Origin of the sequence: Rhodococcus sp. DMU2021, assembly GCF_019641445.1 — a bacterium.
Taxonomy (GTDB): Bacteria; Actinomycetota; Actinomycetes; order Mycobacteriales; family Mycobacteriaceae; genus Rhodococcus; species Rhodococcus pyridinivorans.
In genome coordinates this window covers 95,934-119,645 of sequence record NZ_JAIFKB010000005.1, presented here as the reverse complement: position 1 = coordinate 119,645, position 23,712 = coordinate 95,934, and the positions used below count along the sequence as shown (strand labels likewise).

Below are 23,712 nucleotides of genomic sequence, written 5' to 3'. Positions count from 1 at the left end.
ATTCGCGCGGAGGCGCTCGTTCGTTTCCGCGTGGGACACGCCGTTCGTCTCTCGCGTGGAACGCGCCGATCACCTTCTGGAGGTTCGATGACTGCTCCCGTCCAGCCCCGCGGCCGTATCCGCTCGTTCGGTTTCGCCGTGGTCGGCCTGGGAGCGTTCACCCTCACCGCGTCGTCGTCGGCACCGTCACCGCTGTATCCCGTCTACCAGCAGATGTGGGGGTTCTCCGCGGCGATGCTCACGGTGGTGTTCGCGGTCTACGTGCTCGCACTGCTCGCGGCGCTCGTGACGGTGGGGTCGCTGTCCGACCACGTCGGGCGCAGACCCGTGATCGTGACGGCCCTGCTGTTGCTCGCGGCGAGCATGGTGGTCTTCATCGCCTCCCCGGGGGTGGGGTGGCTGATCGTCGCGCGGATCCTGCAGGGTCTGGCGGTGGGCGCGGCGACGAGCGCGCTGGCGGCGGCCGTGATCGAGATGCAGCCGAACAGGCACATCGGTCCGCTGATCAACACCGCGGCGCCGTCGCTCGGCCTCGCGCTCGGCGCGGCGGGAGCCGGCGTACTCGTACAGTTCGCGCCGCTCCCCACGGTCCTGAGTTATGCGGTCGTCGGCGTTCTCGCCGTCGTGCTGGCGATCGCGCTGATCTTCGTGCCGGAGACCTCGCCGTCGGTGGGTTTCCCGTCGCGACGCGACGCCCTGCGGAGCCTGGTGCCGAGCGCGTCGGTGCCCCGTGAGGTCCGGGGCCGCTATCTGCTCATCCTGCCCAGTCTGATGTCGGCGTGGGCACTCGGCGGGCTGTACATGTCGCTGGGGCCCTCGATCGTCGACTCGGTGTTCGGTATCGACAACCGCCTCGCCGCGGGTCTGGCGATCGGCACGCTGTTCACGGCGGGCACGGTCGCGGCGACCACCACGGCCCGCCGCGACCCCCATCGCATCGTGATCCTCGGGGCCGTGTTGCTCGCGACGGGACTGGCCGCGGTGATCACCGCGCTCCTCACGGGATGGGTCGCGGCGTACTACGCGGGTACCGCGGTCGCCGGCTTCGGCTGGGGTTCGACCTTCGTCGCGGCCATGGGCGTGGTCGGCTCGCTCGGCCGACCCCACGAGCGCGGCCGGATATTCGCAACGACCTTCGTCGTCTGCTACTTCGCGTTCTCGGTGCCCGCGATGGCCGCCGGGGCGGCGGCCGGATCGTTCGGCCTGATGTCCACCGCCGTCGGCTACGGCGTGGTCGTCGCCGTGCTGGCGCTCGTGGCCGGGGTCGGCGTGCTCGTGCGAAAGCCGAAGCCCGACTCCGCCGGGATGCGGGAAGTGCCCGTCCCCGCCCGTTCGTAGGGGCCGGGCACTTCCGCAGAGAGCGGGATCAGCGGGGCGTGAACCCGCCGGCTCAGAACTCGATCTTGAGGTGGTCGGTCACCGGCCGGGCCTGGCAACCGAGGATGTAGCCCGCCTCGATGTCCTCGGGGTCGAGCACGTCGCAGTTCTCCATCTCGACCTTGCCCTCGAGCACGGTGCACGCGCACGATCCGCATTCGCCCTCCTGACACGAATACGGCACGTCGATGCCCTTCGCGAGCATGATGTCGACGAGGGTCTGCGTACGCGGCCACGAGAGCTTGTGGACCTCGCCGTCGAGTTCGACCTCGACGGTCGCGGCGTCGGCGGCGTCCTCGTCGCTGACCTCGACCGGCGCCTGGTCGGCGAACGGGTCGCCCGACAGCGAGTTGAAGACCTCGGCGTGCACGCGGGCGCGGGGCATGCCCACGGTGTTCAGTGCCTGGTGGACCGTGTCCATGAACGGTCCGGGGCCGCACATGAACGCCTCGTACGACTCGTAGGGCGTTGCGATCGCCGCGAGCTGGTCGGCGGTGGGCAGACCCTGGACGGACTCGAGCCAGTGCACGACGGTCAGGCGCGTCGGGTACTTCTCCGCGAGAGCCCGCAGCTCCTCGGCGAAGATGACGGACTTCTCGTCGCGGTTGGCGTAGACCAGCACCACCGTGCCGCCGCCCTGGGTGAGCGCGGACTTGAGGATCGAGATCACCGGGGTGATGCCGCTGCCGGCGCCGAACAGCAGGAAGTCGTGGTCGAGCGACTTCGGGGTGAAGACGCCCGCGGGAGGGAGCACCTCGAGGGTCTGTCCGGCCGCGATGTTGTCGCACAGCCAGTTGGATCCGTAGCCGTCGGAGGTGCGCTTGACGGTGACCTTGGGGGCGTCGTCGGTGAACGGCGAGCTCGCGAGCGAGTAGCAGCGGGCCACCGAGCCCGTCCGGTCGCTCGGGATGCGCAGGGTGAGGAACTGGCCGGGCCGGTAGGCGAATTTGTCGCGCAGCTCGTCCGGGACGGCGAACACGATCGACCGCGTGTCGGCGGTCTCCTCGACGACGGCGGACACGGTGAGGATCACCGAGCGTGAGCCGTGGGGCACCTCGACAGTCGTCATGGGTGGGTCTCGTCCTCTCCTGCAAAGATGGCCGCGCACGACCGAATCTAGAACGTGTTCTAATTCAGGTTACCAGCGCACATGGGATGAGGAAAACGGTACCGGCACTGCTCGGGCGGGTGCGGCGCCCACCCGGTCAGCGGGAGGTGCCCTACCCGAACGGGTGGTGCCCCCGCGGCGACCGGACGGTTTCGGCCGCTGCGTCTTTCACGCCTCGCAGCTCTGGTCGATGGTGAATCGCGGATGAGGTCCACATCACACTCCCGATCCGGTACACCCCCTCTGCGAGGAGATACACCATGGCAATCGAGCTCAATCAGATCTGGGACTTCCCGATCAAGGAATTCCACCCCTTCCCCCGCGCGCTGATGGGTGTCGGCGCCCACGACATCCTCGGCGTCGAGGCGAAGAACCTCGGCTTCAAGCGCGCCCTGCTGATGACCACCGGCCTGCGCGGATCGGGGATCATCGAGGAGCTCATCGGCAAGATCGAGTACCAGGGCGTCGAGGTCGTCCTCTACGACAAGGTCGAGTCCAACCCCAAGGACTACAACGTCATGGAGGCCGCGGCGCTCTACCAGAAGGAGAAGTGCGACTCGATCATCTCCGTCGGGGGCGGATCGAGCCACGACGCCGCGAAGGGCGCCCGCGTCGTGATCGCCCACGACGGCCGCAACATCAACGAGTTCGAGGGCTTCGCGAAGTCCACCAACAAGGAGAACCCGCCGCACATCGCCGTCTCCACGACCGCCGGTACCGGCTCCGAGACGTCTTGGGCCTACGTCATCACCGACACCTCCGACATGGACCACCCACACAAGTGGGTCGGCTTCGACGAGGCCACGATCGTCACCCTCGCGATCGACGACCCGCTGCTCTACTACAGCTGCCCCCAGCACTTCACCGCCTACTGCGGTTTCGACGTCCTCGCCCACGGCTCCGAGCCGTACGTCTCCCGGCTGGACTTCGCCCCGTCGCTCGGCAACGCCCTGTACTCGATCGAGCTCGTCGCGAAGCACCTGCGTGAAGCGGTCTTCGAGCCGCGCAACCTCAAGGCCCGCGAAGGCATGATGAACGCCCAGTACATCGCCGCGCAGGCCTTCAACTCCGGCGGCCTCGGCATCGTGCACTCCATCTCGCACGCCGTCTCGGCCTTCTTCGACAGCCACCACGGCCTCAACAACGCCATCGCCCTACCGCGCGTGTGGGAGTACAACCTGCCCTCCCGCTACGAGCATTACGCCCGCATCGCCACCGCGATGGGCGTGGACACCCGCAACATGACCACCGTCCAGGCCGCCGACGCGGCCGTCGAAGCGGCGATCCGGCTCGCGAAGGACGTCGGCATCCCCGACAACTTCGGGCAGGTGCGCACCGACTCGTACGAGAAGAACCAGATGAACACCAAGAAGTATGCGGGTCGCGGAGACGCGATCCGCGGCGACGAGAAGACCGTCCGGGCGATCTCCGAGCACATCCAGGACGACTGGTGCACCCCGGGCAACCCCCGCGAGGTCACCGTCGACTCGATGATCCCGGTCGTCGACCACTGCATCAACCGGTCCTACTGAGAACCCGCGCTCCCGGGGCGTCCCCTGCGCCCCGGGAGCGCCCTGCTCCGCTGCGACCACGCCACAGAAGGAGACCCCGGATGACCCCGTTCGCCTCGGGCGCCGAGTTGAAGGATGCGCTGCGCCGGCACGACTACATCGCCGACGACGAGTTCGCGACCGTCGTGCACCTCGCCACCGCACTCGAGCGGCCCCTACTGCTCGAAGGCCCCGCCGGGGTCGGCAAGACCGAACTGGCCAAGGCGCTCGCCGCGGTCGGCGGCCGGAAACTGGTTCGACTGCAGTGCTACGAAGGGCTCGACGACAGCCGCGCCCTCTACGAGTGGGACTACGCCAAACAGCTGCTGCACGTGCAGATGCTGCGCGACCGCATCGGCGAACTGCTCGCCGGTCGCGCCGACCTCGCGGACGCGTCGAAGTTCCTCGCGCAGCAGGACTTCGGACTGTACTCGGAGACCTTCCTGTCGGTCCGTCCGCTGCTCGAGGCCGTGCTCTCGGACGAGCCGGTGGTCCTGCTCGTCGACGAGGTGGACCGCACCGAGGAATCCATGGAGGCACTGTTGCTCGAGGTGCTCGCCGAACGGCAGGTGACGATCCCCGAGGTCGGCACGTTCACGGCCCGGTCCACACCGTGGGTGATCCTGACCTCCAACGACACTCGCGAGTTGTCACCCGCGCTCAAGCGTCGCTGCCTGCACTACCACGTCGGATACCCGACACCCGAGCGTGAACGCGAGATCGTCACCGCGCGGGTGCCGGACGTGCGCCCGGGAACGGCTCACCAGATCGTCGACCTGTCCCGGACCCTGCGCGATCTGCCGCTGCGCAAGAGTCCCTCGATCTCGGAGGTCATCGACGCCGCACGTGCGGCGACGGTGATGGGACACGACGCCGACGACCCGGATTCGCTGGGCGGCATGCGCGACGTGCTGCTGGCGACGCTGCTCAAGTACACCGGCGACGTCGACCTCGCGAAGACCCGGCTCGGCGGTGCGGCACCGGCAGCCGCGGTGTCCGAACCGATCGCACCCGAAGCGAGTGCGCCCGAAGCTGTTGTGACCGAATCTGTTTCGTCGCGTGAACGCGTGACGGTCGCATCGCGCCCGGCGAACACCACGACGGCCGTCTTCCGGGGACGCGGTGGTGGCGGTCGCGACGCCGCGGGCAGCGGACTGCGGGGGTGACCCCGCAATGCACGCATCCCGGGTCACACAGGTGACCGCGCTCGACGAGCGTCGCCCCCGCTACGTGCTCGACGTGGTAGCGGCGGTGTTCGGCCTGCTCCTGCGACGCCACGGTGTCGCGGCGTCACCGGCCGAGAGCATCGAGGTGCGCCGGGTGCTCGACCTGGTCTCCGTCCGCGAGCGGGATTCACTGCGCTCGTGCCTGCGGGCGGTGTGCGCCAAGTACCCGCACGAGCGGGCCGGTTTCGAGCGCGCTTTCGACGAGTTGTTCGGTGCGGTCGACGCCGCCGTCGCCGCGAGCGGCGGCGGTCCCGCCCGGGCGCAGTTCGCCGAATCCCTGCCGGCGGCGCTCGAGATCGGCGACGACCCGAGCATCGCGCGCTACGCCGAGTACAACGACCGCGCAGCCGAGGTCGGCGACCACTTCGACACCCCGGAGGCCCGCAAGGGGTTCAACCCGCACAAGGACGACGACGATGTGTCGATGACGTCGTCCGATGCCGATCTGTCGGTGGACACGGGTGCGGACTCGGGCCGTCGCGGCGTCACCTACACCGTCGACGTCGAGAATGCGGCGACCACGACGGTGGGTGATCTGTCCGGTGAACCGGGTGCCGCGGTCGTCGGATCGCTGTCGTGGGACGACCCGGCGTCGATCCTCGCGTGGCTCGACGCCTACGACCCGCACCGCACCTACGGGGGAGAGGTCCTCGACGAACCCCTCTCCGCATCGCAACTCGCGCGACTCGTGGACGCGGTCGAGGCGTTCGTCGCCTCACTCGCCGCCGCGGTGCCGGGCGCCGAGGGTGTCGAGGCGCCCGAATCGCACGACGCCGCCGGCATCGATCGCGCCGAGATCGAGCTCGCGTGCCACGAGGTGCTGCGCCGCATGCGCGGACCGGTCCGGCCCCATCCGCGTGAGCGGACCCGCGGACGGCTCGACATGCGCAGGACCGCCCGGGCGGGGATGCGGACCGACGGTGTGCCGTTCCGGCTCGTCGTCCGCGCACCCCGCCCCGACCGGGTGCGGCTGCTCGTCCTCGCCGACGTCTCGCTGTCGGTCCGCCCGATCACATCGTTCACGCTCCGGCTCGCCCAGGCGATGCACGGGCGGGCGCACCGGTGCCGGGTGGTCGCCTTCGTCGATCGTCCGGTGGACGTGACGACACAGTTGCTCGCCGCCGGCGGTGACGGTGCCCTGGCCGCCGTACTCGCCCATCCTGCCGTCGATCTCGAGGCGAGCAGCGACTACGGAAGGATGTTCGACGAACTGCTCACCGAGCACTCCGGATCGATCGACGGCCGGACGTCGGTGCTTGTCGTGGGGGACGGGCGCTGCAACGGCCTGCCCCCGCGCACCGATCGGCTCGAGGAACTCCGTCGCCGCGTGCACCGCCTCGCGTGGATCACGCCCGAACCCGAGCGGTACTGGACGCAGGCGACCTGCGCGATGCCCGGCTACGCCGAACTGTGCGACGAGGTGGTCGTCGCCCGCGACGGCGCGCAACTGCTCGCGCGCGCCGCCGAACTCGGCCACGCCCTGCGGTGAACGGCGCTCACCGCGTCGCGGACCCGGCAAGCAGTTCCTCGAGTCGTTCGAAGCCCTCGGTCAGGCCGGTCTCCATACCCGCTTCCGCCATGCCGTCGCGGGCCTCCTGTCTCGGGTACACGGAATGGCCGACCAGCTTGCAGGGACGTTCCCGAGGTCGACGAAGGTGAGCGTCTCGAGGCTCACCACATCAGGGAACCCGAGATATTCGAAGGTCTGGACGATGAACTCGTTCTCGCGGACGGTGTGGAAGACACCCGCGAAGCGGTAGCTGCCGCTGTCGTCGGAGTGTTCGTAGCGGTACGAACCGCCGGTGCGGAGGTCGTACTCCTCGATCTTCATCTCCAGGCCGCGCGGGCCGAGCCACTGCGCGACGGCGTCGAGACCGCGGAACTGCTGTTCCTTCACCAACCGGTAGCGGTCGATCCAGGAGGTCAGCATCTCCAGCCGTGCGGGCTTCAGGTGGACGGGCCGGCGCTGGGCGTCGCGCGTGCGCAAACGGATCGCGGTCGAATTCCCTACGGGCACTCACGTGCCCGGCTACGGTCAGTGAATGGTCCTGCCCTCGAGAGCCCGGTCCGGTGTCCGCGCGGCCTTCGCCGCGGCCGTCTCGATCACCCTCCTCGGCGCGTGTACGTCCGCGTCGGACGATATGGAGTCGGGCGGTACGGCTGACGTGCAGGAGACCGCGGCAGCCGCGACCTGCACCGCCGAACCCAACGGCACCCCGATCGCCGAGACGCAGCCGGCGACGGAGACCGGGGATCGCGACATCTCCACGAACCCCGAGATCGCGACCGGTTACCGCGCCGGCATGACCGCGGTGACCACCTCCTCCTTCGCCGTGTCGACGGCCAATCCCGCATCCACCGAAGCGGCATGCGAGGTCCTGCGCGACGGCGGGACCGCGGCCGACGCACTCGTCGCCGCCCAGATGGTCCTCGGTCTGGTCGAACCCCAGTCGTCGGGTATCGGCGGCGGAGCGTTCCTGGTGTACTACGACGCCGAGTCCGGTGAGGTGAAGGCATACGACGGCCGCGAGACGGCACCGATGTCCGCGACCGAGAACTATCTGCGCTGGATCAGCGACACCGATCGCACCGAACCCCGCCCCGACGCGCGTGCGAGCGGCCGCTCGATCGGCGTGCCCGGCGTCGTGCGGATGCTCGAAACCGTCCACGCGAAGCACGGGAGTGCCGCGTGGGGCGAATTGTTCCGCCCCGCGATCGATCTCGCCGATCAGGGCATCGTGATCAGCGACCGTCTGGCGCAGTCGATCGCCGATTCCGCCGAACAGCTCGCCGTCGACGACGAGGCCCGCGCCTACTTCCTGCAGGCCGACGGCTCGCCCAAGCCCGAAGGTGAGATCCTCACGAATCCGGCGATGTCCAAGACGCTCTCGGCGATCGCCACCGACGGCGCCGACGCCTTCTACACCGGTGACATCGCGGCCGGCATCGTCGAGTCCACCGGCACCGATTCGGGCGGGCGTACACCCGGAACGATGACCCTCGACGATCTCGCCGTCTACGAGGCGAAGGAACGGCAACCGCTGTGCACCCGCTACCGCGAGTACGAGATCTGCGGGATGCCCAACCCGTCCTCGGGTGGCATGGCGGTCGCGGCGACGCTCGGCATCCTCGAGAACTTCGACCTCGCGTCGCTGCCGCCGGGTGATGTCGATGCCGACGGTGGCGTCCCCGACGCGGATGCGGTGCACCTGATCTCCGAAGCCGAACGACTCGCCTACGCCGATCGCGACAAGTACGTCGCCGACGCCGATTTCGTGCCCCTGCCGGGTGGCTCGCTCGAGACCCTGGTGAACCCGGACTACCTGTCCGAACGCGCAGGGCTGATCGACCCCGGCAAGAGCATGGGCGAGGCGCAGCCCGGCGACTTCGGTCCGGTCCCGCTCGGCATGCCGCCGCAGAGCCCCGAACACGGCACCAGCCACATCTCGGTCGCGGACAGCTACGGCAACGTCGCATCCATGACGACCACCATCGAGTCGGCCTTCGGCTCGTTCCACATGACCGACGGCGTCCTCCTCAACAATCAGCTCACGGACTTCTCGGCCGAACCGGTCGACGAGGAGGGGCTGCCCGTCGCCAACCGCGTCGAACCCGGCAAGCGGCCGCGCAGCTCGATGGCCCCGACGCTCGTCTTCGATCGCACCTCCGACGGCGGTCGCGGCGACATCCGGATGGTGGTCGGGTCGCCGGGCGGCTCGGTGATCATCCAGTTCGTCGTCAAGACACTCGTGAACACTCTCGACTGGGGACTCGACCCGCAGCAGGCCGTCTCGGCCGTGTCGTTCGGCGCTGCGAACACCCCCGTCACAGGGGTCGGCGGCGAGCATCCGGCGATCGACGGTGCCGACGACGGAGCGACCGATCCACTCGTGCAGCAGCTCCGCGACAGGGGCCACGAGGTGTCCGTCGCCCCGCAGTCCAGTGGACTGAGCGCGCTGCTGCGTCAGGGGGAGGGATGGATCGGTGGCGCCGACCCCCGACGCGAGGGCGCCGTGATGGGTGATACCGGCGGGCAGTGACGATCGGCGCCCTATATCCGTCGAGCGCGGATCGACGCCCGTGACCTACCCTGTCGAATAGGTGCCGACCTCACCATCGGTCCGGTGCGTCCCGTGCCCGCTGCGCCCGACAACCCGCGCACCGTAAGCTGGATCACACAGGTGCGCGGATCGTGCGGATCGTCAGGAGTGAACAGTGGCCGTCGTCATGCCGGGACACCAGAACACGACCCATCCCCGTGCTTCCGCGCCCCCTCGGGACGGCCACCCCGCTTCGGGGCCCGCCCTGGTCAAGTTCCACGCCCCCGAGATCGTCTTCGGGGAGGGCTCGCTCGTCGAAGCGGCCCACGCCGCCGTCCGGCTCGGCGGTGTCCGCCCCATGCTCGTCACCGACCCGGGACTGATCGAAGCCGGCTGGGTCGACGAACTCCTGCAGCACCTGCGTGATCAGGGGGTCGACGCCACCGTGTGGGCCGGTCTCACCCCCAATCCGAAGGACCACGAGGTCGCGACCGGCCACGAGGTGTACCGGTCGCGGGGCTGCGACGTCCTCGTCGCGCTGGGCGGTGGCTCGGTGATCGACGCCGCGAAGGGCGTCGCAATCCTCGCCGCCAACGGCGGCAACATCCTCGACTACGAGGGCGTCGACCGAGCGCCGTTGCCCATCCCGCCGATGGTCATGGTGCCGTCGACGTCCGGGACGGGAGCCGACGTCTCCCAGTTCTGCGTGGTCACCGACACCGCGCGCGGCAGCAAGATCACCATCATCGGCCGGTCGCTCGTCCCCGACCTCACGGTGATCGATCCGCGACTGCTCACCACCATGCCCGACGACCTCAACGCCGCCACCGGACTCGACGCCCTCACCCACGGCATCGAGGCGTTCGTCTCCCGCGCCCACAACCCCCTCACCGACCATCACGCACTGCGGGCGGTCGGCATGGTCACCGGCACGCTCGTGCGCACGATCGACGACCCGACCTACATGCCCGCTCGCGCCACCATGGCCCAGGCCAGTCTCGAGGCCGGACTCGCGTTCACCAACGCGATCCTCGGTGCAGCCCACGCGATGAGCCATCAGGTCGGCGGTCTGCTCGACCTGCCGCACGGGGTCATCAACGGCGTGCTGCTGCCGCACGTCATCCGGTTCAACGGTGCCGACGATCCCGAGCCGTTCGTCCAGGTCGCCGCGACCCTCGGTCTGGAGGAGGCGCGCGGTGCCGCGCCCGAGGCCGTCGATGCCGTCGCGTCGCGCATCGACGCCCTCGCCCGTCAGGTGGGTGTGCCGCGCGGACTGCGCCAACTCGGCGTGCGGGAGGAAGACCTGCCGCGACTCGCCGAGGGAGCACTGCGCGACGCGTGCATGTCGACGAATCCGCGCACCGCGACCCGCGACCAGATGATCGAGTTGTTCCGGACGGCGCTGTGAGTGCTCCCGACCTGTCGGCACTGACCGGACTCCGCTCCGGGAAGTCGACCTTCTATCCGCAGTACCGCGGCGCCGCCGAACGGCTCGAACGCGTCGTCCACGCACTCGAACTGATCTCCCGGGCATTGGTGCGCACGGTCGAGGGGCCCGAGACGCTTATCTGCGCCGTCGCCGAAGCCGCTCGCGCGCACCTGAGCGCGACGTGGGTTGCCTTCGCCCTCGCCGACGGTGTCCTTCCCGATGCCGGGCCGCGCAGGCTCGTGCTCGGCCCCGACGCCACTCCCTTCCTCGTCGACAACGTCGAGGGACCGCCCCTGCCCGACGAGGTCGTGGCCCTGCTCGACGCCGTGCGTACCGGTGCCGTCGAACGTCGCGAGCTGGTCGAGAACCACCACGCGTTCGTGCCCATCGTCCTGGACGGGGGAGTCGCCGGTGCCATCGCCGCGTGGACGCCGGACCGCCGCGTCCTCGACACCACCGACCGCGCCGTTCTGTCGATCCTCGCCAGCCAGACCGCGGTCGCGCTGCAGAACTCCGCGCTCTACCAACGCGGACAACTCCTGCTCGAACGCGCCGAGCAGGCCTACCGCGACGCGAACCGCTCCGCCGCCGATCTGCAGGCACGCAACGAGGAACTCGAAGCGACCCTGAAGAAACTCGCTCTCACGCAGCGGCAGCTGGGCGTCGCCCACCGGAACCAGGCGCTCGACGAGGAACGCCACCGCATCGCGCGCGAGCTCCACGACAGCGTCACGCAGGCCGTGCTCTCGGCGGGCATGCAGATCGAGGTGTGCCGCAGCGACATTCCCGACGCCGAACGCAGCGAACGACTCGACCTCGCCAAGGAACTCACCCGCGGTGCCGTCGAGCAGTTGCGATCCGCGATCTACGCGTTGAACCGACCGTCCGATTCCGAACGGATGTCGTTGCCGGAGATGCTCGAACAGCTCAGCGTGGCCCACATGCCGGGCGAACTCGAGGTCAAGACGAGAATGGGTGGCACACCGGTCGAGTTGAGCGGCGAGGCCGAGCACGCCCTGCTCCGGATCGCCGGCGAAGCGTTGTTCAACGCGGCGGTGCACGCCAACGCGAGTCGCGTGGTGCTGCGGCTCAGTTATGGACGCGATGCGGTCCTGCTGTCGGTCGCTGACGACGGCGACGGCGACCCGGCGCGTCTGCGGGTGATGCTGCGACTCGCCGCCAACGACCTCGACGGGAGCCATCGCGGTCTCGCGAACATGCAGGCCCGCGCCCGCGAACTCGGTGGCACCCTCGAGGTGCGTCGTTCCCGGTTCGGTGGAGTGCGAATCGCGGCCCGTATCCCGTTGCAGGACAATGCTGTAGCTCAACAGGTGGGAGAACCGTCATGACCGTCACGCCGCCTCGGATGACCCCGCGGGCGCGGCCCGGCACGGTGCGCATCGCACTCGTCGACGACCACGCGATCCTCCGCCAGGGACTCCGCTCGATCCTTGATCGCGAACCGGATCTCGAAGTGGTGGGGGAGGCCTCGACGGACGTGGAGGCGCTCGCGCTCGTCGACCGCATGCGCCCCGACATCGTGCTGCTCGATCTCAAGCTCTCGGCCGGGTCGGACTTCGAGGGACTGGGATTGTGCGGGCGGCTGTCCTCGGCGCACCCGGGCATCGGTCTGCTCGTGCTCACCACCTTCCTCGACGAACAACTCGTCGTGCGGGCGGTGCACGCGGGCGCGCGTGGTTACGTCGTCAAGGACGTCGACACCACCGAACTGGTGCGCGCCATCCGGGCGGTCTCTCGCGGTGAGAGCGCCTTCGACTCGCGCAGCGCGGCGGCGGTCGTGCGTTCGCTCAACGGGCAGGGCACATCCGCCGAACAGTTGACCGGCCGCGAACTCGAGGTGCTGAAGCTTCTCGCCGCCGGCATGTCGAACGTGAAGATCGGTGAGCAGCTTTTCATCTCGGCCACCACCGTGAAGTTCCACGTCAGCAACATCATGCGCAAGCTAGGGGTGAGCCGCCGGGCCGAGGCGGTCTACGCCGCCAGCAAGCAGGGGCTGATCTGACCGCCGGCCCCTTCCGACGCTCAGCTCTGCGCGGTGAGCTTGCTGCTGTAGGCCGCACCCCAGTCGTCGAGCCACGCGGCGACGGCCAACGGTTTCGCGTTCGGTGTCCGCGACGAGCGTGGCCGCGTCCGCAAATACGGCGACGGGGGATTGGCGGGTACGGACCCGACGTCCACACCGCGTCAGCGTCCGGTCGGAGCAGGCGAGTGCAATGGCACGAGTACCGACAGTGCGCCGGTATACAGGATCAGGCGCAGGAGCGGTCCGCCTCGGAGAAGCTGCCGGGTGATCTCCCGGACCCGTCGGCCCTCGTCCTCACCCGGCGGCGCGGCGAGCACGATCGCGGGACCGGAACCGGGCCGGGTCGCGGTGACGAGCAGACACTCCTCGACGGTGGTCAGTACCGGAATGTCGTTCGCGCCCTCGGTCTTTCCGATCGCCACGGCGTCGTAGTCGGAGTCGTCCGCATCGTCGTGGAAGACGAGCAGCCGCACGTCCGGTCGCTCGGGGAGCGGCCGACAGTCCGTCACCACTCCGCACGACATGTCCCGCGATGCGCCGGGGCGGGGAAGGACGACGCGACGAGTCGTCCAGCCGAAGTGGCTCTCGACGATGTGGTCCATCACGCCACCTCCTTCCGTCCACACCGGGTATTCGTCGCCGGACGGGAAACGGATGGGCGGGCAGGCGGATGGCCCGGGTGGATCACCCGATGACGAGCCACCCACCGTGGTGTTCGAACACCTCGAAGGGACGCCCCGTACTGCGGCCCAGTTCCTCGAGTGCGGGCAGGTCGAAGGTGCGCACGTGTCCGTGGCAGGCCGTCGCCTCGTCCTCGAACGGCACCGCGACCACCACCCGCTGCCGGGCGATCCGCAGCGCCTCGGCGAGGATCGCGGCACCGAGGGCGTCGTCGACGTGCTCGAGCAGGTGGATCGCGGTGACTGTGTCGGCGCTGCCGTCGGGCACCGGGACGTTCGCCGCGTCGCACACGAGCGTGTCGACGTGCAGCCCGAGCCGCGGTGCGACCGCATCGAGCAGGCGCATCGTGCCGGGCAGGATGTCGGTGGCGGTGACGGTGGTGCCGGCGGCGGCGAGCCGCAGCGGCAGGAAGCCGAAACACGACCCCAGGTCGAGCACGCTCCCACGCACGAGTTCGGCGGCCCGATTATGGATGGGCGCGAAATCGGCTGTACCGTCGAGCAGTTCGCCGAGCGAGTTGCGGTAGTAGGTGACCCACGAGTCGAGGGCGCCGGGCACCGTGGAGCGGACGAGTCCCACCATCGTCAGCTCGAACTCGTCCTGACCGAACTCGATGTCCTGGATCGAGGCGGTGACCTCGGCGACGAGTCGCTCGCTGATCTGCTCGGCCGTGAGGGAATGCGTGACGTGGAGTCGGTCGTCCTCGCGCCGGACGTTCAGCGGCCCGGCGGGTACGCGTTCGACCGTCACGTGATCGTGTGTCCACCGGCCCGGGCTGCAGGGAGCGAGCGAATCGAGCAGGGTCATTGTTTCGCAACCTTTTTCGGAGGTGTGGAAGGGGGCGGTGTGGAAGGGGAGTGCGGGTCACTGTAGTCGAGACCGGCCGTCAGTGTCCCCATCCCGGTGGCCAGTAAGTCGTGCAGATCCGATCCGGGTTCGTCGAGCCACGCCTCGTAGGCGGAGATCGCGACACCGAGCAGCAGATAGCCGACGGTGCGGGGGATGTGGTCGTCGGGATCGGCCCCGATGCGACGGGCGACGAACTCGGCGACGACACGTCTCCAGCCCTGGTACATCACCGACGAATAGCCCTGCAGCGCGGGCGTGTGCAGGATGAGACCCATCCGCGCGCGGTGTCGTTCGGCCTCACTGTCGGGGAAGGTGTTGAAGTCGTGCAGGGCGGTGGTCAGCGCTTCCGAGAGCGGAACGTCCTCGGGGATCGTTTCGAGGCTCGCGCGCATGCCGGCGAGGTGTTCGTCGAAGTTTCCCCAGGCCACCTCGTTCTTCGACGGGAAGTAGCGGAAGAAGGTGCGTCGCGCGATGTCGGCCGCCTCGGCGATGTCGTCGATGCTCGTCTCGTCGAAGCCCGCCTCCATGAACAGCTCGATGCCGATTGCGGCGAGTTCCTCCTTCGTGGTGGACGGGCGGCGACCTATCCGAGCGGACGGTTTCCCGCGACTACGCGTCATTCTTCCTCCCGAAGGCGTGACATTCTGCACTCGATGCCATTACAGTGGTGAACTGTCTCACAGCGCAAGTCCCACTGTGACGACCGGCTCCGATCCAGGAGAAGAAACCGAGGAGGAAACATGTCCGATCGTGACAACGCCGTGATCGAATCCGATCTGATCGAGGAGTCCCTCGTCGAAGAGGTCTCCATCGACGGCATGTGCGGCGTGTACTGACATGACCGCGCCCGGAGCCACCGACGTGTCCCCCCTGGCAATGGACACCGAGACAGCAACGGACACCGAGATGTTCGATCCGGGTGCCGGCTGGCGGCTCCACCCGCAGGTAGCGCTTCGCCCCGAGCCGTTCGGGGCGTTGCTCTACCACTTCGGCACCCGCAAGTTGTCGTTCCTGAAGAACACCGTCATCGTCGACGTCGTCCGATCCCTCGGCGACCAACGGTCGGTGCGAGACGCGTTGCGAGCGCACGGGATCGACGAGAACGCCGAGCGGCCCTACGTGCGTGCCCTGGGCACCCTGGCCGATTCGCACATGATCGTTCCTGTCTGACGTCTGTAAGGACCAGCCCATGACCTCGCTGCTCGAACCGCCCACAACCTCCGCCCCACCGAAGGTCGGTCGCCTCGTCGACCAGTTCGAGAAGGGCCTCGACGCCCCGATCTGCCTGACCTGGGAGCTCACCTACGCCTGCAACCTTTCATGTGTGCACTGCCTGTCCTCGTCGGGCAAGCGCGACCCGCGTGAACTGTCGACCGAACAGTGCAAGGCGATCATCGACGAACTGCAGCGCATGCAGGTCTTCTACGTCAACATCGGCGGCGGCGAACCCACCGTGCGATCCGATTTCTGGGAACTCGTCGACTACGCCACCGAACACCAGGTGGGCGTGAAGTTCTCGACCAACGGTGTGCGCATCGACAAGAAGGTCGCCGCCCGGCTGGCTGCCTCCGACTATGTCGACGTGCAGATCTCCCTCGACGGCGCCACCGCCGAGGTCAACGACGCCGTGCGCGGGCCAGGTTCGTTCGCGATGGCCGTGCGTGCCCTGGAGAACCTGTCCGAGGCGGGCTTCCGCGACGCGAAGATCTCCGTCGTCGTCACCCGCCAGAATGTCGACCAGCTCGACGAATTCAAGGCTCTCGCCGACCGTTACGGCGCGACCCTGCGCATCACGCGACTGCGCCCGTCCGGCCGCGCCGTGGACGTGTGGGACGACCTGCATCCCACCCACGAGCAGCAGCGGCAGCTCTACGACTGGCTCGTCGCCCACGGCGAGGGCGTGCTCACCGGCGACTCGTTCTTCCACCTGTCCGCCTTCGGCGGCGAGGGCGGCGGCTCGCTGCCCGGACTGAACCTGTGCGGTGCGGGACGCGTGGTGTGCCTGATCGACCCGGTCGGCGACGTCTACGCGTGCCCGTTCGCGATCCACGAGAACTTCCACGCCGGAAACATCCTCACCGACGGTGGTTTCGCGTCGGTGTGGAAGAACTCCGAGCTGTTCCGCGAACTGCGCGAACCGCAGTCCGCCGGTGCGTGCGGCTCGTGCAACTTCTTCGACGCGTGCCGCGGCGGCTGTATGGCCGCGAAGTTCTTCACCGGCCTGCCGATGGACGGACCCGATCCCGAGTGCGTGCAGGGCTACGGGCAGTCCGCGCTCGAAGCCGAGCGCACCGTGCCGCAGTCGAGCGTCGACCACTCGCGCACCGGCAAGCGCGCCGAACGGCGCACCCCGGCCGCACCGGTACCGCTGACCCTGCTCACCAAGCCCCCCGCCAAGTTCTGCGACGAGAATCCGCTCGCAGGGCTCTAGACTTTCCGAGGAGACGACCGACGATGGCCAAGCCTTCCTGGTTGAAGAATCCGTGGGCACAGGACCCATGGTTCGAGACCGTCGCAATCGCACAGCAGCGCGCCCGTAAACGCCTGCCCAAGTCCGTCTACGGCGCACTCGTCGCCGGATCCGAGGCCGGCATCACGGCCGACGACAACACCACCGCCTTCCACGAACTCGGGTTCGCCCCGCACGTCGCGGGACTGTCGGACAAGCGGGAGATGTCTACGACCATCATGGGACAGGATGTGTCCCTGCCCGTGATGATCTCGCCGACCGGTGTGCAGGCCGTGCACCCGGACGGTGAGGTCGCCGTGGCCCGCGCGGCCGCCGCCCGCGGCACCGCGATGGGTCTGTCGTCGTTCGCGAGCAAGTCCATCGAGGAAGTCGCGGCGGTCAACGACAAGACCTTCTTCCAGATGTACTGGGTCGGCAGCCGCGACACGCTGATCCAACGCATGGAACGTGCCCGCGCTGCGGGCGCGAAGGGTCTGATCATGACCCTGGACTGGTCGTTCTCCAGCGGTCGAGACTGGGGCAGCCCCGCCATCCCGGAGCGGATGAACCTCGAGGCGATGGTCAAGTTCGCCCCCGAGGGCATCACCCGGCCCAAGTGGCTCCTCGAATGGGTGAAGACCGGTGCCGTGCCGGATCTGACCACCCCCAACCTCACACCGCCGGACGGCCAGGCCCCGACCTTCTTCGGCGCCTACGGCGAGTGGATGACCACGCCCCTGCCCACCTGGGAGGACGTCGCGTGGCTGCGTGAGCAGTGGGGCGATGCACCGTTCATGCTCAAGGGCGTCATGCGCGTCGACGACGCCAAGCGCGCCGTCGATGCCGGGGTCACCGCCATCTCGGTGTCCAACCACGGTGGCAACAACCTCGACGGCACCCCGGCGCCGATCCGGGCCCTGCCGGCGATCGCCGAAGCGGTGGGCAAGGACGTCGAGGTGCTGCTCGACGGCGGTATCCGCCGCGGCAGCGACGTCGTCAAGGCGATCGCGCTCGGCGCCAGGGCCGTGCTCATCGGCCGCGCGTACCTGTGGGGTCTGGCCGCGAACGGTCAGGCAGGCGTGGAGAACGTCCTCGACATCCTTTCCGGCGGAATCGGTTCCGCCCTCATGGGTCTGGGCAAGAACTCGATCCACGAGCTCACCCCCGACGACGTCTTCGTGCCGGACGGCTTCCGCCGCGATCTCGGCATCTGACCGAACCGACGACATGAGCCCCGCGCTCACCGAACCGATCACCCTCGCCGGACGCACCGCTCCGTCGAGGGTGATCTTCGGTCCGCACGTCACCAATCTCGGTGACGGCCGGTCGTTCTCGGACCGTCACGTCGCGTACTACGCGCGACGTGCGCAGGGTGGGTGCGGGATCGTCGTCACGGAGACGGCGTCGGTGCACCCGTCCGACCACCCTTACGAACGCGCGCCGCTGGCCGAGTACTGCGGGGACGGCTACCGGCGGATCGTCGAGGCCTGCCGTCCGCATGGCACACTCGTGCTCGCCGGCCTCGGTCATCGCGGCCTGCAGGGTTCGAGCGCGTGGACCCGGGCACCGCTGTGGGCACCCTCGCGCGTGCCGGATCCGGTGACACGCGAACTGCCTGCCGAGGCGACCGAGCGTGGAATCGCCGAGCTCGTCGAGTCCTTCGCCCGTGCTGCCGTCGTCGCCGCGGAAGCGGGTCTCGACGGAGTGGAACTCGACGCCGGACCGACCTCGCTGCTGCGGCAGTTCCTCTCCGGGCTGACCAACCGTCGCGACGACGCATACGGCACCGAACGCCTGCGGCTGCTGCGTGAGATGATCGCCGCCGTTCGCGCGCGAATCGGCTCGGATCACATTGTTGCACTGAGACTCTCGTGCGACGAGAACGCGCCGTGGGCGGGCATCACACCCGACATCGCCGCCGGGTACGTCCGCGCGATCGCATCATCGGTCGACCTGCTCACCGTGGTACGCGGTGGATTGTTCTCACCCGAGTCGTATCGGCCCGACGCACATGTCCCCGCCGGATTCAACGACGACCTGTGCCGCCGCATCCGGGACGAGATCTCCGGATCGGTCCCGATCGCTCTGCAGGGCAGCATCGTCGACGCCGGCCACGCGCAGCGGGCCCTCTCCGACGGTGCGTGTGACCTGGTCGAGATGACCCGCGCGCAGATCGCCGACCCCGACCTCGTCATCGCCGTCCGTCGCGGTCGTCGGCCGCGTCCCTGCGTGCGCTGCAACCAGGCGTGCCTCGTCGACGACTTCCACAACCCGATCGTGGGGTGCATCGCGAACCCGGAGGCCGGCGACGAGACATGGAACTCTCCCGGACCGGTGGACTCCGCACGCGACGTACTCGTGGTGGGTGCTGGACCCGCCGGTCTGGAAGCAGCGCGCGTGGCAGCGACGCGCGGTCACCGTGTCGTCCTGGTCGAGGCGGACGAACGGGTCGGTGGGACGATCGCCGCCGTCTCGCGCGGTGGCCGGCCCGACTTCGCTGCGCTCGTCGACTGGCTCGAACAGCAGTGCCTGGAGTCCGGCGTCGACATCCGTACCGGCACGGAAGTGAGCGCTGCCGACATCGAGAGTGCGCTCGCCGCGGGTACGGAGGTCGTGCAGGCCACCGGCGGGTTTCCACGTCCACCCTCCTTTCCGGTGACCGAGCCCGAGCGGTACGCGACCGCCGCGAAGGTGCTGTCGGGGATTCGGCCGCCTGCGTCCCGGATGGTCGTGTGGGATCCGACGGGTGGTCCGGTGGCGAGTGCCGTCGTCGACCGTCTCGTGGAGCGCGGCGCGGAGGTCCACTATGCGACGGGTGACCCGGTCGCCGGATCACGACTTGCGCCGACGGGGGACCTCGTCGCCTTCGACGTCCGCATGCAGCGGGCGGGCGTGGCGAGACATCTCGGGTGCCGGGTCGGTTCGGTCGATGCCGACGGCGTCGTGCTCGTCGACCGGGTGTCCGGGGAATCCACGCCGGTGGCGGACGCTGTCCTGGTCGACTGCGCACCCCCGTTACCGGCCGAAGTGTCCGAGTGGCCGGGATCGCGGTCGATCGGCGACCAGGTGGCCCCGAGGACCGTGCGCGAGGCCGTCCGAGAGGGATACCGGGTGGCCACGGCGCTGTAACGTGGGGCACACTGAAACGCGTTCTAATTTGGGTCTACGGAAGGGCCGACATGGGAGATTTCGACGGCAAGGTCGTCTTCATCACCGGGATCGCGCGCGGGCAGGGCCGCAACCACGCCATCCGGTTCGCACGCGAGGGCGCGTCCGTCATCGGCGTCGACATCGCGGCCCCGGTATCGGAGTACGTGACCTACGAGCAGGCCACCGAGGACGACTTCCACGAGACGGTCCGCCTCGTGGAGCAGGCCGGCGGGAAGATCCTCGCCCGTGTCGCGGACGTGCGCGACAGTGCCGCACTGAAGGCCGTCGTCGACGAGGGCGTCGCCCAGTTCGGGCGACTCGACGTGGTGGTCGCCAATGCCGGCATCTGCAGCTGGAACCGCTTCTGGGAAATGCCCGACGACCAGTTCGAAGAGCTGATCGACATCAACCTCACCGGTGTCTTCAAGACCCTCAAGGCCGCTGCCCCCGCGATGATCGAGGCCGGGAACGGCGGATCGATCATCGTCGTCAGCTCGGTGGCGGGCCTCAAGGCGATGCCAGGCCAGATCAACTACGCGGCAGCGAAATTCGGCCTCGTCGGTATCACGCAGGCAGCGGCGAAGGAACTCGGCCCGTACCGTATCCGGGTCAACTCCATCCACCCCTACGGCGTGAACACCCCGATGGGCACCGACGTCAGCGTCCTGAAGCTGTTCGAGAAGAACCCGTCGTGGGGACCGAACTTCGTCCCCATCCTCACCGAGAAGCCTGCGGCCGACCCCGACGACATCTCGGAGACCGTGTTGTTCCTCGCGAGCGATCGGGCCTCCACGATCACCGGCAGCCAGATGGCCATCGACCAGGGCAACTCGAAGGTCTGACGGTGACGCGCACGGCGACCGGCACCGTTCCGCACGCGTCGTTGCGGATCGGTCCGGTCACCCTGCGCAACCGCATCGTCTTCCCGGCGCACCTGACCAACTTCTCGGTCGACGGCACCGTCACCGACCGCCACATCGCGTACTACGAAGCCAGAGCACGAGGCGGCGCGTCGATGATCGTCACCGAAGAGCACACCGTGCACCCCTCGGACCGGCCCTACGAGAAACTGATCCGGGGCTGGGACCCGGACATCGTCACCGGTTACCGCCGCCTCACCGACGCCGTCCACCGACACGGCACGCGGATCCTCGCGCAGCTCAACCACAACGGCGCGCAGGGCACCTCGATGTACACGGGGCAACCGCTGTGGGCGCCGAGCCCCGAACCCGACCCGCTCTTCCGCGAGGTCCCACGCGTGATGACGGAATCCGACATCGCCGAACTCGTCGCGAGCTACGCCGACGTCGCCCGCCGCTGTGCCGAGGGCGGCTTCGACGGTGTCGAGATCCAGTGCTCCCAGGCATCCGTCCTGCGCGCTTTTCTCGCATCCGCGACGAACCGTCGCACGGACCGCTACGGCGGGGATCTCGCCGGGCGGGCCCGTCTGCTGCTCGAGGTCGTGTCCGCGGTACGGGCGGCCGTCGGGCGCGACCGTGTCGTGGGCGTGCGACTGACCGGTCACGACGGCACCGACGGCGGTGTCGGTATCGACGACGCCGTGCAGGTCGCGCGGATGCTCGAGGCGAGCGGCGACGTCGACTACCTCAACACGTCCGTGGGCGTCGCGACCGAGACGCTGCATCTGGTCGAAGCGCCGATGTCCACCCCGCACGGTTATTCCCTGTTCGTCCCCGACGCGATCCGGGCGGCGGTGTCGCTGCCGGTCGTCGGGGTCGGGCGCTTCACCCGACCCGAACAGATCGGTGCCGCGCTCGCCGACGGAGTATGCGATCTGGTCGGCGCCGTGCGCGCGCAGATCGCCGACCCGGACTTCACGAACAAGACCCTCTCCGGACGCGACGACGAGATACGGCCGTGCATCGGCTGCAACCAGGAATGCATCGGACGGGTCGGGCTCAACCGTCCCATCGCGTGCGCGGTCAATCCCCAGGCCGGGTACGAATCCGACGCTCCTGCCGCGCCCGCCGTACCGCACCGGGTCGTCATCGTCGGCGGCGGACCCGCGGGCCTGCAGGCGGCGGTAACGGCTGCCGGAGAAGGACATTCGGTCACCTTGCTCGAACGGAACCGGTGCACCGGCGGCCAGATCCGTGAGGCGGCTGCAGCCCCGCACCGTGCCGAACTGCTCGGTGCGGTGACCCACCTCGACGCCGAGTGCCGCCGCAGGGGAGTCGAGGTGCGTACCGGTGTGACCGCCGATGCCGCGACGCTGCACGCGCTCGCGCCCGACGTCGTGGTCGTCGCGACGGGCGCGCGCCCGCACCGGCCCGCCTGGGCGGGATCGTCCGCACGGGTGAGCGATGTGCGCGATGTGCTCACCGGTCGCACCGCACCCTCCGGCCGCGTCCTCGTCGTCGACGATCTCGGTTTCCACCAGGCGACGTCGGTCGCCGAACTGCTGGCCGACCGGGGATGTGCAGTGACTGTGTGCACGCCGGGAATGCTCGTGGGCCAGGACCTCGGCCTGACGCTCGAGCTCGACGGCTGGTTGCGCCGCGCCCACGACAAGCGGATCGAGCGACTCACCGGCGTCGCCGTCGGCGGTGTCGTGGACCTGCCGGACGGCGCCGAGGTTGCCCTGGTCCACCACGCGACCGGCGAACCGGCGACGCTCGCGGTGGACGCGGTCGTCGTCGCCACCCATCAGGATCCCGTCGACGAGCTGTGGCAGGAGCTTTCGGCATCCGGCACGAGAGTGATCCGTGTGGGCGACGCGGTGACGCCACGCCGCCTGCACGCCGCGATCGTCGAGGGGGAGCGGGCCGCCAGGGACCTGGCTCCTACGCCTCCAGCCCGCGGCGCATGACGATGCGCGGCCAACGGTCGAGGCCGTGCTTCCGTTCCTCCGCGCGGATCCGGGTGAGAACGGGGGAGAGGGCATCGTCCGCAACCGTGTGAAAGCCGAGACGGGCGTAGTATGGGCCGTTCCACGGCACGTCGCGGTAGGTGGTCAGCGTCAGCGATCCGAACCCGGCGTCCCGAGCCCACCCCGCGACATGGTCGATCAGCTTGCGGCCGATCCCGCGACGCGCGTGATCGGGATGCACCGACACCTGCTCGATGTGGACACCGTTGTCGACGAGGTCGGCCACGAGATACGCGACCGCTCGTCCCTGCTCGTCGAACCACGCCCAGCAGCGACCCGCGTCCCGGTGAGCGCGCAACTCCTCGACGGACGGAGGATCGTCGTCGGCGACGAACGCCATCCCGATCTCGGCGAAGGGCTTGCCCGCCGCGCGTTCGATCTCCTGCAGCACCGGCAGGTCGTCGTCGGTCGCCGGACGGATCGGGGGCAGTTCCTTGCAGTAGTACATCGCCGTCGGTGATTCTGCGTAGAGCCCGAAGCGCTCGGTCATCGGCACGTACCCGGCCTTCGCGTACAGCGCGATCGCCTCGGGTTGCTCGCTGCCCGTCTCGAGGATCATGCGACGGCGACCGGCATCGGTCGCCGTGCGCTCCAGCGCACCCAGCACCCGTGCTGCCACACCACGTCGCCGCATGCTCGCCCGCACGTACATCCGCTTGATCTCGGCATCATCGTCGCGTACCCCTCTATGCGAATGCTCCGGTGCACGCCAGCCGCCGATCCCGGCCGGAACCCCGTCGGCCACCGCCAGGAGGAACACCCCGCGTGGCGGTTCGAATTCGTGCGGCGCCAGTTCGGTGTCGTCGGGTCCGCCGTACCTCCGCACGTATTCGAGTTGGACCTCGCCGATGAGGTCCTGCACGTCCGGATCGTCCAGCGGACGAGGTTCGATCAGCACCGGGAAAGCGTACCGACCGGA

22 protein-coding genes and 1 pseudogene are annotated in these 23,712 nt (G+C 69.0%); 15 read left to right on the top strand and 8 right to left on the bottom strand.

The window, feature by feature from the left end; all coding sequences use genetic code 11:
• Nucleotides 1–87: 87 nt before the first annotated feature.
• Nucleotides 88–1,338, top strand: a complete 1,251-nt coding sequence (locus tag K3M35_RS10590; RefSeq protein WP_024101657.1) for an MFS transporter — start codon at nt 88–90, stop codon at nt 1,336–1,338.
• A gap of 52 nt (nt 1,339–1,390) precedes the next feature.
• Here K3M35_RS10590 and K3M35_RS10585 read toward each other — a convergent pair whose 3' ends face one another.
• Nucleotides 1,391–2,446, bottom strand: a complete 1,056-nt coding sequence (locus K3M35_RS10585) for a ferredoxin--NADP reductase (RefSeq protein ID WP_019291258.1) — start codon at nt 2,444–2,446, stop codon at nt 1,391–1,393.
• Between the two features lie 299 nt (nt 2,447–2,745).
• Between K3M35_RS10585 and mdo the strand changes: the two genes are divergently transcribed.
• From mdo to K3M35_RS10570, 3 genes are all read left to right on the top strand, one after another.
• Entirely contained in the window at nt 2,746–4,017 is a 1,272-nt protein-coding gene (mdo, locus tag K3M35_RS10580; RefSeq protein WP_024101655.1) for an NDMA-dependent methanol dehydrogenase, read from the top strand.
• 80 nt (nt 4,018–4,097) lie between these two features.
• Nucleotides 4,098–5,201: a MoxR family ATPase gene (locus tag K3M35_RS10575; RefSeq protein WP_220666397.1), complete on the top strand. Its 1,104-nt coding sequence runs from the start codon at nt 4,098–4,100 to the stop codon at nt 5,199–5,201.
• Between the two features lie 7 nt (nt 5,202–5,208).
• Entirely contained in the window at nt 5,209–6,750 is a 1,542-nt protein-coding gene (locus K3M35_RS10570) for a VWA domain-containing protein (RefSeq protein WP_064060477.1), read from the top strand.
• 60 nt (nt 6,751–6,810) lie between these two features.
• On the opposite strand, the gene K3M35_RS10565 is transcribed toward K3M35_RS10570, so the two are convergent.
• Both K3M35_RS10565 and K3M35_RS10560 read right to left on the bottom strand, forming a co-directional pair.
• Nucleotides 6,811–7,092, bottom strand: coding sequence for an SRPBCC domain-containing protein (locus K3M35_RS10565; RefSeq protein ID WP_248690851.1), 282 nt, complete (start codon nt 7,090–7,092; stop codon nt 6,811–6,813).
• 33 nt (nt 7,093–7,125) lie between these two features.
• Nucleotides 7,126–7,245: pseudogene (locus tag K3M35_RS10560) on the bottom strand (transcriptional regulator); the annotation flags it as partial.
• 58 nt (nt 7,246–7,303) lie between these two features.
• Between K3M35_RS10560 and ggt the strand changes: the two are divergent.
• The 4 genes from ggt to K3M35_RS10540 all read left to right on the top strand — a co-directional run bounded on the left by ggt (nt 7,304) and on the right by K3M35_RS10540 (nt 12,753).
• The gene (gene ggt, locus K3M35_RS10555; protein WP_220666396.1) at nt 7,304–9,301 is read left to right on the top strand and encodes a gamma-glutamyltransferase; all 1,998 of its coding nucleotides are present in this window, start codon (nt 7,304–7,306) and stop codon (nt 9,299–9,301) included.
• A gap of 175 nt (nt 9,302–9,476) precedes the next feature.
• Entirely contained in the window at nt 9,477–10,709 is a 1,233-nt protein-coding gene (locus tag K3M35_RS10550; protein ID WP_217579574.1) for an iron-containing alcohol dehydrogenase, read from the top strand.
• A complete protein-coding gene (locus K3M35_RS10545; RefSeq protein WP_217579575.1) occupies nt 10,706–12,079 on the top strand; it encodes a histidine kinase in 1,374 nt (457 codons plus the stop codon). Before K3M35_RS10550 ends, K3M35_RS10545 begins: the two co-directional genes overlap by 4 nt.
• On the top strand, nt 12,076–12,753 hold the full coding sequence (locus K3M35_RS10540) for a response regulator transcription factor (RefSeq protein ID WP_006553550.1): 678 nt from the start codon (nt 12,076–12,078) through the stop codon (nt 12,751–12,753). The genes K3M35_RS10545 and K3M35_RS10540 overlap by 4 nt, the downstream gene beginning before the upstream one ends.
• Nucleotides 12,754–12,773: 20 nt before the next feature.
• On the opposite strand, the gene K3M35_RS10535 is transcribed toward K3M35_RS10540, so the two are convergent.
• The 4 genes from K3M35_RS10535 to mftR form a co-directional block, all read right to left on the bottom strand.
• Nucleotides 12,774–12,929, bottom strand: coding sequence for a hypothetical protein (locus K3M35_RS10535; protein ID WP_217579576.1), 156 nt, complete (start codon nt 12,927–12,929; stop codon nt 12,774–12,776).
• Between the two features lie 6 nt (nt 12,930–12,935).
• On the bottom strand, nt 12,936–13,376 hold the full coding sequence (locus K3M35_RS10530; protein ID WP_024101649.1) for a hypothetical protein: 441 nt from the start codon (nt 13,374–13,376) through the stop codon (nt 12,936–12,938).
• An 82-nt stretch (nt 13,377–13,458) separates the two neighbouring features.
• Entirely contained in the window at nt 13,459–14,262 is an 804-nt protein-coding gene (gene mftM / locus K3M35_RS10525) for a mycofactocin oligosaccharide methyltransferase MftM (protein WP_220666395.1), read from the bottom strand.
• On the bottom strand, nt 14,259–14,924 hold the full coding sequence (gene mftR, locus K3M35_RS10520; protein ID WP_019291266.1) for a mycofactocin system transcriptional regulator: 666 nt from the start codon (nt 14,922–14,924) through the stop codon (nt 14,259–14,261). Before mftR ends, mftM begins: the two co-directional genes overlap by 4 nt.
• A 120-nt stretch (nt 14,925–15,044) precedes the next feature.
• On the opposite strand from mftR, the gene mftA reads away from it, so the two are divergent.
• Genes mftA through K3M35_RS10485 form a run of 7 tightly spaced genes read left to right on the top strand, consistent with a single transcriptional unit; the run spans nt 15,045 to nt 22,733 of the window.
• Entirely contained in the window at nt 15,045–15,140 is a 96-nt protein-coding gene (mftA, locus tag K3M35_RS10515; protein ID WP_006553546.1) for a mycofactocin precursor MftA, read from the top strand.
• Nucleotides 15,141–15,180: 40 nt separating this feature from the next.
• Nucleotides 15,181–15,474: a mycofactocin biosynthesis chaperone MftB gene (gene mftB / locus K3M35_RS10510; RefSeq protein WP_217580293.1), complete on the top strand. Its 294-nt coding sequence runs from the start codon at nt 15,181–15,183 to the stop codon at nt 15,472–15,474.
• A 19-nt stretch (nt 15,475–15,493) separates the two neighbouring features.
• Nucleotides 15,494–16,735 (top strand): mycofactocin radical SAM maturase, encoded by a 1,242-nt coding sequence (gene mftC, locus K3M35_RS10505; protein ID WP_019291268.1) that lies wholly within the window; start codon nt 15,494–15,496, stop codon nt 16,733–16,735.
• A 23-nt stretch (nt 16,736–16,758) separates the two neighbouring features.
• A complete protein-coding gene (gene mftD, locus K3M35_RS10500; RefSeq protein WP_220666394.1) occupies nt 16,759–17,967 on the top strand; it encodes a pre-mycofactocin synthase MftD in 1,209 nt (402 codons plus the stop codon).
• 13 nt (nt 17,968–17,980) lie between these two features.
• Nucleotides 17,981–19,882 carry a mycofactocin system FadH/OYE family oxidoreductase 1 gene (locus tag K3M35_RS10495; RefSeq protein ID WP_220666393.1) on the top strand — a complete coding sequence of 634 codons (1,902 nt, stop codon included), beginning with the start codon at nt 17,981–17,983 and terminating at the stop codon, nt 19,880–19,882.
• A 50-nt stretch (nt 19,883–19,932) separates the two neighbouring features.
• Entirely contained in the window at nt 19,933–20,745 is an 813-nt protein-coding gene (locus K3M35_RS10490) for a mycofactocin-coupled SDR family oxidoreductase (RefSeq protein WP_039585332.1), read from the top strand.
• Nucleotides 20,746–20,747: 2 nt separating this feature from the next.
• Nucleotides 20,748–22,733 carry a mycofactocin system FadH/OYE family oxidoreductase 2 gene (locus tag K3M35_RS10485; protein ID WP_217579579.1) on the top strand — a complete coding sequence of 662 codons (1,986 nt, stop codon included), beginning with the start codon at nt 20,748–20,750 and terminating at the stop codon, nt 22,731–22,733.
• Here K3M35_RS10485 and K3M35_RS10480 read toward each other — a convergent pair.
• Complete coding sequence (locus K3M35_RS10480; protein WP_071935490.1) at nt 22,708–23,691, bottom strand: GNAT family N-acetyltransferase; 984 nt, start codon at nt 23,689–23,691, stop codon at nt 22,708–22,710. The two genes, K3M35_RS10485 and K3M35_RS10480, sit on opposite strands and share 26 nt — an antisense overlap.
• Between the last annotated feature and the right edge of the window lie 21 nt (nt 23,692–23,712).

Excerpts from the sequence above, each read along its gene's own strand:
- K3M35_RS10590 (WP_024101657.1), top strand. The coding sequence starts at position 88 with ATGACTGCTCCCGTCCAGCCCCGCGGCCGTATCCGCTCGTTCGGTTTC.
- K3M35_RS10585 (WP_019291258.1), bottom strand. The coding sequence starts at position 2,446 with ATGACGACTGTCGAGGTGCCCCACGGCTCACGCTCGGTGATCCTCACC.
- mdo (WP_024101655.1), top strand. The coding sequence starts at position 2,746 with ATGGCAATCGAGCTCAATCAGATCTGGGACTTCCCGATCAAGGAATTC.
- K3M35_RS10575 (WP_220666397.1), top strand. The coding sequence starts at position 4,098 with ATGACCCCGTTCGCCTCGGGCGCCGAGTTGAAGGATGCGCTGCGCCGG.
- K3M35_RS10570 (WP_064060477.1), top strand. The coding sequence starts at position 5,209 with ATGCACGCATCCCGGGTCACACAGGTGACCGCGCTCGACGAGCGTCGC.
- K3M35_RS10565 (WP_248690851.1), bottom strand. The coding sequence starts at position 7,092 with ATGAAGATCGAGGAGTACGACCTCCGCACCGGCGGTTCGTACCGCTAC.
- ggt (WP_220666396.1), top strand. The coding sequence starts at position 7,304 with ATGGTCCTGCCCTCGAGAGCCCGGTCCGGTGTCCGCGCGGCCTTCGCC.
- K3M35_RS10540 (WP_006553550.1), top strand. The coding sequence starts at position 12,076 with ATGACCGTCACGCCGCCTCGGATGACCCCGCGGGCGCGGCCCGGCACG.
- K3M35_RS10530 (WP_024101649.1), bottom strand. The coding sequence starts at position 13,376 with ATGGACCACATCGTCGAGAGCCACTTCGGCTGGACGACTCGTCGCGTC.
- mftM (WP_220666395.1), bottom strand. The coding sequence starts at position 14,262 with ATGACCCTGCTCGATTCGCTCGCTCCCTGCAGCCCGGGCCGGTGGACA.
- mftR (WP_019291266.1), bottom strand. The coding sequence starts at position 14,924 with ATGACGCGTAGTCGCGGGAAACCGTCCGCTCGGATAGGTCGCCGCCCG.
- mftA (WP_006553546.1), top strand. The coding sequence starts at position 15,045 with ATGTCCGATCGTGACAACGCCGTGATCGAATCCGATCTGATCGAGGAG.
- mftB (WP_217580293.1), top strand. The coding sequence starts at position 15,181 with ATGGACACCGAGACAGCAACGGACACCGAGATGTTCGATCCGGGTGCC.
- mftC (WP_019291268.1), top strand. The coding sequence starts at position 15,494 with ATGACCTCGCTGCTCGAACCGCCCACAACCTCCGCCCCACCGAAGGTC.
- mftD (WP_220666394.1), top strand. The coding sequence starts at position 16,759 with ATGGCCAAGCCTTCCTGGTTGAAGAATCCGTGGGCACAGGACCCATGG.
- K3M35_RS10495 (WP_220666393.1), top strand. The coding sequence starts at position 17,981 with ATGAGCCCCGCGCTCACCGAACCGATCACCCTCGCCGGACGCACCGCT.
- K3M35_RS10490 (WP_039585332.1), top strand. The coding sequence starts at position 19,933 with ATGGGAGATTTCGACGGCAAGGTCGTCTTCATCACCGGGATCGCGCGC.